Genomic DNA, 13,387 nt, shown 5'->3' with positions numbered 1-13,387 from the left:
CCCCGTATTGCGTATAAATGAAGCACGAACCCTCATTGAAACGCAATGACTTTTGCCGGTTTCCCAAAGACTTTATTCAACTAAGCGGCGGCCCCGTCAAAACTCGGCCCGGGTCTCGGCCGCTCGTGAGCCGAGCTTCGGCAGAAACTGAAGCACCATTCCGATGAGATAAAGATACACGCCGCTTGCGACGAACAGAGCCTCGATGAAGACCGGCGCATCGAACCGGGCGAGAAGCGCGATGAAGCCGGTGACACACCAGACCGCGAAGACGCCGAGATTGAGCGGCCGCAGCCGTTTGACCCGGACCGGATGCAGGAAGTTGACCGGAGCGAAGGTGAGCGCCACCGAGACGAGAACGATGGCCATGGCCAGAAGCGAGGATGGCTGGATGACGAAGAAGGAGAAGACGACCATGTTCCAGACGACGGGAAAGCCGGAGAAGAAGTTCTCATCGGTCTTCATGCCGCTGTCGGCATAATAAATGGCACTGGAAACAACGATCAGCGCCGCTGCAACGAAGGACATCGGCTCGCCGATCATGTGCGACTGGTAGAGCGCGAAGGCCGGCAGCAGCACATAGGTGACATAGTCGATGATGTTGTCGAGCATGACGCCCGACCAGGTCGGCAGCACTTCGCTGACCTTGAGGCGGCGCGCAATCGGTCCATCAATGCCATCGACCAGAAGTGCGGCGGCAAGCCACCAGAACATCGCGACGAATCGCCCTTCCGCGGCGGCGACCACTCCGAGGAAAGCCAGAAACGAGCCCGATGCCGTCAGGATATGGACGGAAAACGCCCGGATCTCCGCGTAAGGTACTCTGCGCCGACTGAATAAACCCATTCGATTTCCGTCACGTTCCGGCCTGAAACGGCCCTGTGGCCTCGATACCCCCACAATGCACCAGAACCGGCCCGAGGTACAAAAAAAACATGTTTTTCCATAATTTTTCGCGGCAAAACCGGGAAAGCCGCATTATATCGGATGCTGACGGTTCCCGGTTGAGACGAGGTTTTTCAGATGTCGGATTATGAGATTGCCGTTGTCGGCGGCGGACCTGCCGGAATGATTTCCGCGCTGGCGCTTGCCCGCGCCGGACGAAAGGTCGCGCTTGTCGCGCCTGCGCCGAGGGTGAGCGACCACCGCACCACGGCGCTGATGGATCACTCGATCGCGCTTCTCGCCCGTCTCGGCCTCTGGCAGGCGATCAAGCCGGAGGCGGCGCCCCTGAAAACCATGCGCATCATCGACGGCACGGGCCGGCTTGTGCGGGCGCCAACGGTCGCCTTCCGATCCGCCGAGATCGATCTTGAGGCTTTCGGCTACAATATTCCCAACAGGGTTCTCGTCGCCAGACTTGCGGATGCGGTGCGGGGCGAACCCAACATTGCTCATCTCGAAAGCAGCGCCGAGACGGTCCTTGCAGGCAAGGACGCGGTTTCGCTGACGCTTGCCGACGGCGAAGCGATTTCGGCCGATCTCGCGGTCGGCGCAGACGGGCGGCGTTCGAAGGTGCGCGAAAGCGCCGGCATTTCCGTCAGGCAATGGACCTACAAGCAGTCCGCCGTTGTGCTCAATTTCGCTCATGCGCTCGCCCATGACGATATCTCGACGGAGTTTCACACCCGCGGCGGCCCCTTCACCCAGGTGCCGCTGCCGGACAGGCACCGCTCCAGCCTCGTCTGGGTGATGGACACGCCGGCCGCGGAAGCCATGGCCGCCCGCCCCGAGGAAGAGATTGCTCAAGCCATCGAAGAGCGCATGCAATCGCTGCTCGGTAGCGTTTCGGTCGAAGGGCCGGTGCAGAAATGGCCGCTCTCCTCCATGGTGGCGAACCGCTTCGGCAAGGGCCGGATGGTTCTCGTCGGCGAGGCCGCCCATGCGTTTCCGCCGATCGGCGCGCAGGGGCTCAATCTTTCGCTGCGCGACATCATGCGCCTCGCCCGTATGCTGGACGGCATCGACGGCTCTAAGATCTCTTCGCGGACCGGCGAGCGCTATGACTTCATGCGTCGCTCGGACGTCTGGAGCAGGACGGCGAGCGTCGATTTGCTGAACCGTTCGCTGCTCGCCGATTTCATTCCCGCCCAGCTTGCCCGTTCGGCCGGACTTTACATGCTGTCGGCCGTGCCGCCGCTGCGCCAGTTCGCCATGCGCGAAGGCGTGGAGCCGCTCAGAGGCGTCAAGGCGCTCTTTGCGGGCTAGAGCGCCTTGCGTCCTTTAGGACGCACAAAGGACGCTCTAACTTATTGAATCTGCGCATCGTTCTTTTCGAAAATCGATTCCGATTTTCGAGCCGATGCGCTAGAGCGGGATCACGCTCCCGTCGATCAGCGCCAGGAGCACGGCAAGCGTGGCGGCCGAGCAGACGGTGGTGATCAGGATCGTCGCCGAGGCGCGCTCGTACCAGATGCCGTATTGCTGGGCGATGACGAAGACATTGGTGGCCGTGGGCAGCGCCGCCAGCAGCACCGCCGCCTCGACCCAGACCGGATCGAAGCCGCCATGGATCATCATGAAGGCATAGACCAGAAGCGGGTGAAGGACGAGCTTGGCGGGCACGATATAGCCGATCTCAGCCGGCACGCGTTTCACCGGCCTGAGAGCAAGCGTCACGCCCATGGCGAAGAGCGCGCAGGGCGCGGCCGCCTGCGCCAGATAGTCGACCAGTCTGTCGAAGGCTTCCGGCACGGGGGCGCCTGTCGCCGCAACCGCAAAGCCGAGCGCGGTGGCAATGATGAAGGGATGCAGCAGCGCCTTTGCCAGCACCTGGCGGGCAAGCGCGCTCTTGCGCACGGTCCCGCCTTCAGCCACCGCCATCACCGTCGGCGCCACGATGAAATGCAGGGCGTTTTCGAAACAGACGATCAACGCCACCGGCACGGCCGCCGCCTCTCCCAAAGCCAGAAGAGCAAGCCCCGGCCCCATATAGCCGATATTACCGTAGGAACCGGCAAAGGCCTGGATCGTGCTTTCGCGCACGCCGTTGCGCTTCCAGAAATAGCCGGCGGCAAACAGGGCCAGAAAGACGCTGTAGGTCGCCATCAGGTCGACCGATATGAAATCAAGCCTTGTCAGTTGGTCGAAGGGCGTGTTCGAGACGAGCTTGAAGAACAGCGCCGGAAGGGCGGCATAGACGATGAAGATATTGAGCCAGACGAGCCCCTCCTCCTTCTGCCTGATGATCTTCGCGGCGATGAAGCCGACGGCGATCAGCCCGAAGAACGGAAAGAGAAGCTGGAAAATGCCTGACATTGCGCGAAACCCCGGGTTTCGCAGGCCCTAGCCGATTTGCGAGAGAACGGGGAAGGTCTGCTGGAACCAGATCGCCATATCCGCAATGAAGCCGAAAAGAAAGGCGAGCCCGGTGAGAATCAGCAGCGCGCCCATAGTTTTTTCCACCGCGCCCAGATGTCTTCGAAAGCGCGAGAGGAAGCGCATGAAGGCGCCCGAAAACAGCGCCGCGATCCAGAAGGGCACGGCAAGGCCGAGCGAATAGATCGCCAGCAGCACAGCGCCGTTGGCAACGGTCGCCTTGGTCGCCGCCACCGCGAGGATCGCCCCCAGAACCGGACCGATGCACGGCGTCCAGCCAAAGGCGAAGGCAAGCCCCATCACATAGGCGCCGGAAATGCTTGCCGGCTTTCCGCCGCCGTGAAACCGCGCCTCGCGCGACAGGAACGGGATTCTCAACACGCCGAGGAAATTCAGCCCCATGATGATGATGATCACGCCGCCGACCTTGGCGAGGATATCCATATATTGCCGCAGCAACTGGCCGATCGACGATGCCCCTGCGCCGAGCGCCACGAAAACCGTCGCGAAGCCGAGGGTGAAGAACAGCGCCGGCAGGAGAACGCTTGCCGGCCGGACCTTGGTGTCGCCCTTGAACTGGTCGATCGAGATCCCGGCCATGTAGCACAGATAAGGCGGCACCAGCGGCAACACGCAGGGAGACAGAAAGGACAGCGCGCCGGCAAATAGCGCGGTCCACAGCGAGATATCACCAATCGACACCAGGTATTCTCCCGTTTGCCAGCCAGGGAATTCTAACAAACAGATTCAGAAGAATCCCCTAAGGCCTTGTTTTATCTTATTGCCGTGTTCCCGCCTCACCACCGGTCCCTGACCTGCGCGGAAGCGGGCGCCGGCGCCGGCGCGCATCGTTCAACCAGCAACACATGCGACGCGGGACCCGCCGGCTTCATAAACCAGAGCGCCGATCAATTCCAATCACCTTTCGGCAAAGTTTCCGTGACGCCGAATTGTCGTTACAAGCCGAATTTCCGGGTTGACCTTCGCAAAGACCCTTTCTATGTTCCGCCCACTTTCCGCTGGCCCTTTGCACAGGCGCCGGACGAGGGAGCGCGTAGCTCAGCCGGTAGAGCAACTGACTTTTAATCAGTAGGTCCAGGGTTCGAACCCCTGCGCGCTCACCAACAAAATCAAGGCTTTAGGCCTACACATCCTCTCAGAAATAGCCTAAAATACCCGGACACACAGTGGACACAGTTTCGAGGGTGTCATGGGCTCGCATTACATACTGGGTGACAAGGTCAGAATTTACCGCCGCGAGAACAGTTCGGTCTGGCAGGCACAGGCCCGGCTGGAAGGCAAAAAGTGGCGCGTCAGCACCAAAACAGATAGCCTGGCGCAAGCCAAGGAGTTCGCTGAAGACTGGTATTTTGAGCTACGCGGCAAAAGCCGGGTCGGTCAATTGACCGCCGAGCGCACCTTTGCCGATGCCGCCAAACAGTTTCTACTGGAATACGAGGCGATCACCAACGGTGAACGTAATCCGCGCTATGTCAAGGATCACGCCGCCCGCCTCAGGAATCACCTGATCCCCTACTTTGGCGACAAGCCGCTGTCCCAGATCACCGCAGGCATGGTGCAGGATTACCGAATCATTCGCCTACAGCCGAACGCAGACACCGGCAAGGTGCCGACCCGCAGCACCCTCCACCATGAAACCGTCACACTGCGGCAAGTTATGAAAACCGCCCTGCGGCACGGCTGGCTAGCCCACCTGCCCGACTTCTCAGCCCCCTACCGGGCTTCAGGAAAAATCAGCCATCGGGCGTGGTTTTCGCGGGAAGAGTACAAGAAGCTCTACACCTACACACGTGAACGCGCCAAGTCAGCCGTGGGGCTGAACTGGCAGCACGCCGCCGAACAGCTGCATGACTATATTCTCTTCATGGCCAACACTGGCCTGCGGCCGGATGAGGCCAATAGTCTGGAGTACCGTGATGTGACGCTTGATGAAGGCGAAGAGGGTGACGACCCGATCTTGCTGATCGAAGTGCGCGGCAAACGGGGTGTCGGGTATTGCAAGAGTACGCACGGCGCGGTTCAGCCCTTCAAACGGCTGGTCGAGCGCAATCGTCCGCGACCAACTGATCTCGTGTTCCCGCAAGATCACAAGAAGCAGTTCAACCGGGCGCTCACCGACTGTGACCTCAAATTCGATCGCGAAGGCAATCGCCGGTCGGCTTACAGCCTGCGGCATACCTATATCTGCCTCCGCCTGCTGGAAGGTGCCGATATCTACCAGATCGCCAAGAACTGCCGCACCAGCGTCGAGATGATCGAAAAGCACTATGCCGTGCATCTCAAGAACACACTGGATGCCAGGGCCATCAACGTGCGACGAAAAGCATGATCGGTTGTCGAATCATCTTGTTGCAATCCAGGATTCATAACGGCAAAGTAACGTCAGTCGTTGCTACCGAAGGTTTCTGGTGTGGATCAGGTTATCCGGATAGAGCCGATACACTGCCGTGTGAAGAATGTTTCGCGCGGCAACGGGCCTGCCGATAATCCCCATTCTGTTGTCGCGGCGGCGGCCTACCTGTCCCGTACGCGGATCAAGGATGAGCGCACCGGGCGGATTCATCGCTATACCCGGCAGGATACCGATATTGTCCACGAAGCAATCCTGCACCCGTCCGACGCACCGGACTGGGCCAGTAACCGCACGGGCTTGTGGAATGCGGTGGAAGCTGCCGAGCGGCGCAAGGATGCCCGTCTTGCCAAAAGTCTGGAAGTGGCCATTCCGCGCGACCTTGATGCGCAGCATTGGCCCGCGCTGATGGAAACCTTCGCTGCGCGGTTTGTCGCCATGGGTCTGCCGGTCCACTACGCCATTCACAACAACGCCGATGGCACCAATCCGCACTGCCACCTGCTGTTGGCGACCCGTGTGCTGGAAAGCACCGGCTTTGCCAAAGCCAAGTTGGCCGCACTGAACAAAAAGTCCTTTGTCGATGACACGCGCGCCCTGTGGGCCGACACCTGCAATCTGTTTCTGGCCGCAGCCGGAGCGGGCGTGCGGTTTGACCATCGCAGCTACAAGGCACGCGGCATCGCCAAAGTGGCAGGCACTCACCGGGGACGTCGCCGTCCCGATCGCAGCTGGATGAGGGAGATATCCATGCGTCAACGCCCTACCCCTGAAGATATTGAACGTTACCCGCATCTGACCGCGCTCAGTGACTGGCCGCCGCGCACGAACGCGCCGGAATGGAGCTTCTCACGGGAAGAACGCGAGGAGCTGAAGCGCTACATCGCGGACCACCCCGAACCCAAGCGGGAGTTTCGGCACGACGATGGCCATTTTGAAGACTGGATCAAGCGTAAATGGCAGGAACAGGAAGAAGCGCGTCAGCCACGTGTTATAAGGCTTGAACCTGAACAGGAAGGGAGCGAGCCGACACCGGAAGAACGGCAGCGTCAGGAAGAAGAGCGCCAGCGCGATGAAGAAGGCATGCGGCGCGATGACGCTGCGCGCCTGCCCGTTACCCAGTCCGAGAGCGAGCGCCTGGCAGAAGCCCGCAAACATGGCGATGCCGAGGTTCAACGCGTTGAAAAGCAGATACTGGAAGAGCGCCTTGCCTATCTGGAGCGCAAAGACTGGGATGATTATGCAGCAGGCATGGAACGCCGGTACGAAGAAGAATATCTGAAATCGGATCACACGACTGAGATCCTGCGCGACACGCTGGGCAAGGCTGAAGCTGACCGTTTGCTGAAGTATGCCCACACGGACGAGCAGTTCCGCCGCATCTTCAAAGACCCGGAGCATGCCATCAAGCGCTTCAATCTGGCCTTGAAGGATATGGGAGAAAAGCGAGCGCTGGAAGTGTTGGTTCGTGAGCCTAACCGGATCAGCCCGACCAAGGATTCGTGGCGGGCAACCTTCCAGCATTCAACACTGGAGCGAGAGGAAGCCCGCGAGGCGCGGCGCAACGTCACTGAATCCTATCAAGTGACGAAGGAAGCCGTTGAGAAAGAACGCGACGCCCGGCGTGCGGCCGAACGGCACGAAGAAGAAAGGCAGTGGAAGCGCTAGCGGCGCGAGCGCTCCAGCTCCCGGCCAAGCTCTTCCATCATGAGAGCTTCACGACGGCCTTTAGGCTCGGCTGAACGGACATCATGCACCAGCAGCTGAAATTCCTTGTAGGTGCGCATGCACCACGGAATGTTCAGCCGCAGCACCCGAACCACGAACCATGCCAGCATGTATTCGAGGTTGAAACGGATCGACGGACTGAATTTCATGCTGCCTATGATAAAACAGCCTGAAACAAAGCGCGAACAAAAACCTGATTATTTATGTGGTAATTGCTTGATGTAGGTCTCGTTGCGGATAGCCTCGATGCGCTTGTCGAGCGGCGGATGGCTGTGTAGCAGGCCATTGAACATCAGGTTTTCATAGGCGGCCAGCGCGTGGCGTGGCTTGCCGTCATCGGCTTTGATTGCTTCCAGCGCTCCAATCATGGCTTGTGGACTGGTCAGGCTGGCTCCGATGGCATCCGCATAAAACTCCCGTTGACGGGAAAAGCGCATGATCTCCATTTCGGAGACGAAGGTGAACAGCTTCAGCGCCAGCATTTTGAGTTTGCGGAACACCAGAAAGAACGTCAGCGAGTCCCGCACGCCATAGGCATAGGTCATGCGCTGCATATCATTGCTGGCGATATGGCCGAGCTCGTGCGCCAAGATGGCTTCGAACTGGTCGCCGGTGGTCTTTTCGATGCAGCCGCGCGTGAAGGCAATCATGGCATTCTCGCGGGATTGGCCGCAGGCAAACGCGTTGATGCTGTGGTCCTCGAAATGGCCGACGTAGCGGACCGGTGGCAATCCCATCGACTGCGCCATGGCCTGCACCTTGTCGTAAATCGGATGCCCTTCCGGCAGGAACGTGATCTTGAGGTCTTTGGCGACTTTGCCGGACTGTCCGCCCACCCGGTTGGCAAAAAACTTGCCGCCCACATAGGTCCACACGGGCAAGCCGAGAAAGACCCAGAGCAACTGAACCGCCATGGTCGCCATGGCGAGCGGCAGCAGGGTCAGGAAGATCACCGCCAACGGGGTGGCACTCATGCCGAACAAGAGGCCAAGAAACTCCACCACAATACCGATGATGCCCCCGATGGCGGCACCCACCATCAGGAAAAGCACGGTTCGGGTCATCGGATTGGCAAGTCGGCTGGCGTCGATTGTCGGGGGCTGCGTTATTTCCTGTTCCATGTCAGTCCACACCTTTTGCTGGCGATCGGGTCGAGATGCCAGGGGATGAGGTCTGCTTTCACGCGCAGCCCTCCCCTGAAGAAATGCAAGGCGTTGCGCGGTTTGGCCGGGTTATGCGACGCCATGAACGTTTCGACTTCCTGCGGCGTCATCAGCTCGCGGCCGTGCAGTGACAGGGCTTCGTTGATGGAATACGACGCCGAGCCGCCGCCCAGCGATGTCCCGACCGACCCCGGCATCAGCAGGGCCTTGGTGTCCTTGCCCAGATGGTCGGAGATATACTGGCTGGTTTCGTGGTCATCCGTGCCGAAGAATGACTTGGCTTCGGCTTGCATGAAAGATTGCCAGTTGGTCGGGTATTTCTGCTTGAGCGTGGCCATATCCTGCAGGAAGAACCACAGCCGCACCCCTGCCCCGGCATGTGTCCTCAATGCGCTGACAAACCGGTCGGAGGCATCCAGCATCAGAAATTCATCCAGCAGGAACAGGACCGGGATATCCGGCTTGGTCTTGTTGCGCAGCATGGCGTCCAGAGCGTTGGCGAAGACCATCTGCACAAATGTGGAGTACGGGCCAATCGCATCGAACGGCAGCACCAGATAGACCGTGATGTTGCGTTCTTTCAGGCCCTCAAACAGAAAATCGGAACGCGCGGTGGCGCGGCGCAGTCCCTTGGTGTCCCAGATACTCATATGCTGGCCGATACTTTCGATCAACCGGGGAATACCGACGTCGCGTGTCTTGCTCTCGACGGCTTTGGCGGCGTTGCGGATAAATGGGTCATCTGTGCCGCGCATATCCTTCAGCAGGCTGGTGAAGTCCCTGTCATAGCCGGACACGCGGTCCCGCAGGGCGCCGATATTGCGTTCGGCGGGGTCGGCATAGTGGGCGTAATAGAGCAAAGCACCCGCCAGAAAGCCGATCGCCTCATTGGCGAAGAACGGCTGTTTGTCATCCTGCTGGCGCGGGTAGATCATTTCCGCCAGTTTGGTGGCGTCACGGTCGTTGTTAATCGTGTCCAGCGGGTTAAACCCGTCGGTGAATGTTTTCAGTTTCCCTTCCTCGAACGGATTGAGGATATAGACCGGGCCGACGTTTTCGTCGCGCCACCTGCCTGTGGCTTCGACCAGCTCGCCCTTGGGGTCCAACACCACGGCAGAGCCGCGATAGCGCAGCAGGTTCGGAATGATCTGCATCGCGCCCTTGCCCGTGCGGGTCGGCGCAAGGGTCAGCAGGTGGCTTTCGCCATTCCAGTGGATTGGTTTGCCGGTTGCCTTGTCCCGCCCGAAATAAATCCCGTCAGGCGTTTCATCGGCGTCATTCAGCAGTCCGGCATCTGCCAGATCGCTGCCGCTGGACCATGCAGCGGAGCCATGAATTTTAGGTGGGTTGCGCAGAAGCTCGGCTTGCTGTTGGAGAAGCGCCAGGGTGCGGTTGGCGGCGGCGATAATACCCTCATAGGGCTCGCCCTTGAGTACCGCCGAGACGACGGTATCGACCGTGATCGGATCATAGCCTTGCTGCAGGAGCTGGCGGCGCAGTGACGCGGCCTTGAGGTTGCGGCCGATCTTGGTCGCGGTTTGCACCATCGCCTGTGACGAGCGAATGGTATCGCCCAGCCGCAATGGCTCGGTCCCGCCAAGCTTGACCGGCATTTTTGTCAGGTCCGCAAACGGATCGTCCCCGCTCATCCTGCATCAACCCCCCAGTATATGCTGGATATTGCAGGTAATCGAAGCAGGTTGACGCAGGGTTGTAAATACCTGCGGTAGCTTTTATGAAGACCGCTCTCTTGACGGGCATCAGGTCCCGTCAAATGCAGTAAAAGCGCACTTACATGTTGCCTCAGCCGGGAACCCGGCGAAATGCAACATTGCGGCGTTCGAAACGGCGCGAAGCGACCGTCCCGAACCCCGAAGTGCGGCGGGGGATACCCCCTGCACCCCCTCCGTGCGACTCGCCGTGTCCGTATTTTACCTTCGAACGTCGCACTCTTCGCAAGATGCGCCCGGCTCTGCCGGGCTCTGCTGCGGTGCCCGCAGCAAGGCCGTTACCGGCCGCAGCGCGGGTGCCGTAGGCGGGCATGAACACGACCGACCTTGCGAGCCCGCATATCAATCCAATAAAGAGCGTATCTGAGTTCTCAGCGGATCAAGAGTGCCGTTAAAGCTATCGATCATGGCTTGCAGAAACGCATCCGGCTGCAGGTTATCTTCATGCAGCTCATATCCGGCGTTTCGAGCCAGCATCGTCAGATAGACAAGCTGTGAACGACCATTACCCTCTCGGAACGGATGAATTGCGTTGAGCTCCGACAGAAACCATGCGGCTTCGGTCGCGAACTCATCTTCATCCCCTACCTCGGCCAGACAGCCCTTCCGGGCCAGTTTGGAGAACAGCTTTGTCGCTTCCGTTTCGATATGCTCGGGATAGCAGAACATGCTGCCGCCTTTGCTGGTGCGGATTGTTCGCACCTGCCCTGCCCAGCTATAAACATCCTGGAAAAAGTGTCGATGGACGGCGCAGTAATGGGAAAAATTCAGATCACCATCCGGCAGGTCCTCTTCGGCCCGCGAATGGAACATCAGCTGTTCGAACTCGTCGAGCTCATCCTGATCCCGCAGATCAGCCTTGTTGCGCAGAACCTGAGTGCCGGGAAAGCACAAAGGGTCTTCGATCGCATCATAGCGCGACACGACACTCAGCCCTTCTTGAACGCCTTCGTGACCGCAGTACGATAGGCATCCCCTTTAAGATTGGACGACGCCAAACTCTTGGAAAGTGATCTTGACGCAGGCTTGAGGGACAGCCCCTCAACCGCCGCAAAACGCTCCGCTTTGCCCGCACCGATAGGCCGGGTGATAAATTTCCCGGAAACTGCAGAACGACTGATTTTTGTGCTCTTTGCCATGCTTTCAAAATACCATCTTTTATGGCTTCATGCCTATCTATTTATGGGCCCCGGCGCAAGATGTCCCTGACGGTCCAAAAAACTGCACCCTGTTCTTTAGTTCAAAAATTCTGGCTAAAATTTGCATTGCCAATTATACTTTTCATGTATTCCAAGGGGAGGAAAACATGTCGAAATTACCAAAGTATACACTGTCGCATGATGAGGCAAAAAAGGATTGGGTTCTGAAGCAGGATGGTGCCGATCGAGCCACGAAGCGCTTTGAAAGCAAGTCCGAAGCGACCAAAGGCGGTGCTCTTTCGGACGCTCTGGGCAAATCCGGTGGGTCAGTAAAAATCCAGAAACAGGATGGGAAATATCAGGAAGAACGGACATTCCCCCGCTCCAAAGACCCCAGAAAGTCCAAAGGCTGATCAACGGAGGTTTTGCACTTCATGAATATTCTACCAAGTTGTTCGATCAAAAATCTGGCTGATTGCGAGCCACGCCAACTCGTACGCGTGGTGGAGTATGGCAGAGACGCTGATGCACTCGGCCTGGTCGCGGATATTGAAGGCAATGAGGGAGCACGCGCGATTATTGTACTGAACGAAGCCATTCCCGCTTATTCGATTATCAACAGCCCTGAGAGCTATCAGGTTTTGGCCTTTGTCGCCCAACCGTCCCTCGTTATTGATCCTTTCTGCGGGTTTGAAACTCAACCCGACAGGATATTCAGTGCGCCAGGCTGCATTAGCCGACATCATAATCGCTGGCTGATGCGAGTCCGTGAAAAGCACAGCAGCTTCAGACCGCGTCAGGCTAGTTTTGATCTTGAGACAGGCAGGCTCATCGATCTGGTAGAAGAACTGCGCAGCGCTGTATTCTTCGGTAAATGGTGCCTAACCCTTCCGAATTCGGAACCGCATGAAAAAGCCATTACCGTTGCCAGCTTTGAATGGAAAGCGCCCCAGAATTCATGACCAAACTCTTTTTTTCATACTCCCACGCTGACGAAACATTTCGCGATACCCTTGAAAAACATCTGGCTGCGATGAAGCACGAAGGGCTGATCGATACATGGCACGACCGGCGGATTCCGGCGGGCGACGAACTTGACACTGCCATTGACGAAAACCTCGAGCAGGCCGATGTCATTCTCCTGCTGGTCAGTTCTGATTTCATCGCGTCGCGCTATTGCTACGATATCGAGATGAAACGGGCTCTTGAACGGCATCATGAACGGACATCTCGGGTCATTCCTGTCATCCTCCGGCACTGCGATTGGCAAAACGCCCCCTTTGCCAAGCTGTTGGCTGCGCCAACTGATGGCAAGCCTATCAAATCTTGGGCGGACATTGATGAAGCCTACACTGATGTGGTTGGTCATATCCGTCGGGCACTTGCGGCAATGGGAGCAAGCCCAAAACAACAGGAAGCCACGCAGCAGGCCCCATCTGCAGCCAAGTTTGGTTTTGCCGAGCCGGAAACGGTCTCCTCGCCCCATGCCTCGGCCCGCTCTAGCAATATGCGTGTCAAAAAAACGTTCTCGGATGCTGACCGGGAACGTTTTCTGGAAGATAGCTTTGCCTTTATGAGCCGCTTCTTTGAGAACTCGCTAAAGGAGTTGGCAGATCGGAATCCCGGTATTGAGGGACGCTTTCGGCAAATAGATGCCAATCGCTTTACCTGTGTGATTTACGCTGATGGCAAGGCTATTTCACGGTGCAAGATCATGTTGGGAGGCATGTTTGGAAGGGGTATCACTTATTCCGCGAACGACAGCGCTTCAGACGGTAGTGTCAATGAGAACCTGTCTGTCGAAAACGACGACCAGGACCTCTACTTCAAACCCCTGATGGGCGCTGGCTTTTATAATCGACAAGACAAGGCGAAACTCAGCACGGAAGGCGCGGCAGAATTGTTCTGGTCCATGCTGATGTGGCCGCTGCAGTGAAG

General features: G+C 58.3%; 14 protein-coding genes and 1 tRNA gene. 7 read left to right on the top strand and 8 right to left on the bottom strand.

From position 1 onward, the window contains the following. Positions 1–96: 96 nt before the first annotated feature. Positions 97–846, bottom strand: a complete 750-nt coding sequence (pcsA, locus tag JET14_RS09690) for a phosphatidylcholine synthase (RefSeq protein WP_200337826.1) — start codon at positions 844–846, stop codon at positions 97–99. A 177-nt stretch (positions 847–1,023) separates the two neighbouring features. On the opposite strand from pcsA, the gene JET14_RS09685 reads away from it, so the two are divergent. Beyond that, positions 1,024–2,208, top strand: coding sequence for a UbiH/UbiF family hydroxylase (locus tag JET14_RS09685; protein WP_200337825.1), 1,185 nt, complete (start codon positions 1,024–1,026; stop codon positions 2,206–2,208). 99 nt (positions 2,209–2,307) lie between these two features. Here JET14_RS09685 and JET14_RS09680 read toward each other — a convergent pair whose 3' ends face one another. Continuing rightward, the gene (locus JET14_RS09680) at positions 2,308–3,258 is read right to left on the bottom strand and encodes an AEC family transporter (RefSeq protein WP_200337824.1); all 951 of its coding nucleotides are present in this window, start codon (positions 3,256–3,258) and stop codon (positions 2,308–2,310) included. 27 nt (positions 3,259–3,285) lie between these two features. After that, complete coding sequence (locus JET14_RS09675) at positions 3,286–4,020, bottom strand: cytochrome c biogenesis CcdA family protein (RefSeq protein WP_200337823.1); 735 nt, start codon at positions 4,018–4,020, stop codon at positions 3,286–3,288. Between the two features lie 346 nt (positions 4,021–4,366). Here JET14_RS09675 and JET14_RS09670 point away from each other — a divergent pair. The 3 genes from JET14_RS09670 (at position 4,367) to JET14_RS09660 (ending at position 7,357) form a co-directional block, all read left to right on the top strand. Then, positions 4,367–4,442 (top strand) — tRNA-Lys (locus tag JET14_RS09670). Between the two features lie 86 nt (positions 4,443–4,528). Beyond that, positions 4,529–5,668, top strand: a complete 1,140-nt coding sequence (locus JET14_RS09665; RefSeq protein WP_200337822.1) for a tyrosine-type recombinase/integrase — start codon at positions 4,529–4,531, stop codon at positions 5,666–5,668. Between the two features lie 81 nt (positions 5,669–5,749). Next, positions 5,750–7,357: a MobA/MobL family protein gene (locus JET14_RS09660; protein ID WP_200337821.1), complete on the top strand. Its 1,608-nt coding sequence runs from the start codon at positions 5,750–5,752 to the stop codon at positions 7,355–7,357. Here the strand turns inward: JET14_RS09660 and JET14_RS09655 are convergent. The 5 genes from JET14_RS09655 to JET14_RS09635 form a co-directional block, all read right to left on the bottom strand. Next, entirely contained in the window at positions 7,354–7,566 is a 213-nt protein-coding gene (locus tag JET14_RS09655; RefSeq protein ID WP_200337820.1) for a hypothetical protein, read from the bottom strand. The two genes, JET14_RS09660 and JET14_RS09655, sit on opposite strands and share 4 nt — an antisense overlap. A gap of 48 nt (positions 7,567–7,614) precedes the next feature. After that, the gene (locus JET14_RS09650; protein WP_200337819.1) at positions 7,615–8,538 is read right to left on the bottom strand and encodes a M48 family metalloprotease; all 924 of its coding nucleotides are present in this window, start codon (positions 8,536–8,538) and stop codon (positions 7,615–7,617) included. After that, a complete protein-coding gene (locus tag JET14_RS09645; protein WP_200337818.1) occupies positions 8,523–10,229 on the bottom strand; it encodes a type IV secretory system conjugative DNA transfer family protein in 1,707 nt (568 codons plus the stop codon). Before JET14_RS09645 ends, JET14_RS09650 begins: the two co-directional genes overlap by 16 nt. A 423-nt stretch (positions 10,230–10,652) precedes the next feature. Then, a complete protein-coding gene (locus tag JET14_RS09640) occupies positions 10,653–11,234 on the bottom strand; it encodes a Fic/DOC family protein (RefSeq protein WP_200337817.1) in 582 nt (193 codons plus the stop codon). 5 nt (positions 11,235–11,239) lie between these two features. Continuing rightward, positions 11,240–11,449 carry a hypothetical protein gene (locus JET14_RS09635; RefSeq protein WP_200337816.1) on the bottom strand — a complete coding sequence of 70 codons (210 nt, stop codon included), beginning with the start codon at positions 11,447–11,449 and terminating at the stop codon, positions 11,240–11,242. Between the two features lie 167 nt (positions 11,450–11,616). Here JET14_RS09635 and JET14_RS09630 point away from each other — a divergent pair, with 167 nt between their 5' ends. From JET14_RS09630 to JET14_RS09620, 3 genes are read left to right on the top strand one after another with little or no spacing between them, the layout of a single operon-like run. Beyond that, positions 11,617–11,862 (top strand): DUF2188 domain-containing protein, encoded by a 246-nt coding sequence (locus tag JET14_RS09630; RefSeq protein ID WP_200337815.1) that lies wholly within the window; start codon positions 11,617–11,619, stop codon positions 11,860–11,862. A 21-nt stretch (positions 11,863–11,883) separates the two neighbouring features. After that, complete coding sequence (locus tag JET14_RS09625) at positions 11,884–12,411, top strand: hypothetical protein (RefSeq protein ID WP_200337814.1); 528 nt, start codon at positions 11,884–11,886, stop codon at positions 12,409–12,411. Next, the gene (locus JET14_RS09620) at positions 12,408–13,385 is read left to right on the top strand and encodes a toll/interleukin-1 receptor domain-containing protein (RefSeq protein WP_200337813.1); all 978 of its coding nucleotides are present in this window, start codon (positions 12,408–12,410) and stop codon (positions 13,383–13,385) included. The genes JET14_RS09625 and JET14_RS09620 overlap by 4 nt, the downstream gene beginning before the upstream one ends. Positions 13,386–13,387: the final 2 nt, after the last annotated feature.

Source organism: Martelella lutilitoris (assembly GCF_016598595.1).
GTDB lineage: Bacteria > Pseudomonadota > Alphaproteobacteria > Rhizobiales > Rhizobiaceae > Martelella > Martelella lutilitoris_A.
The sequence above is the reverse complement of the archived record's forward strand: the minus strand, read 5'-3'. Positions and strand labels throughout refer to the sequence as shown.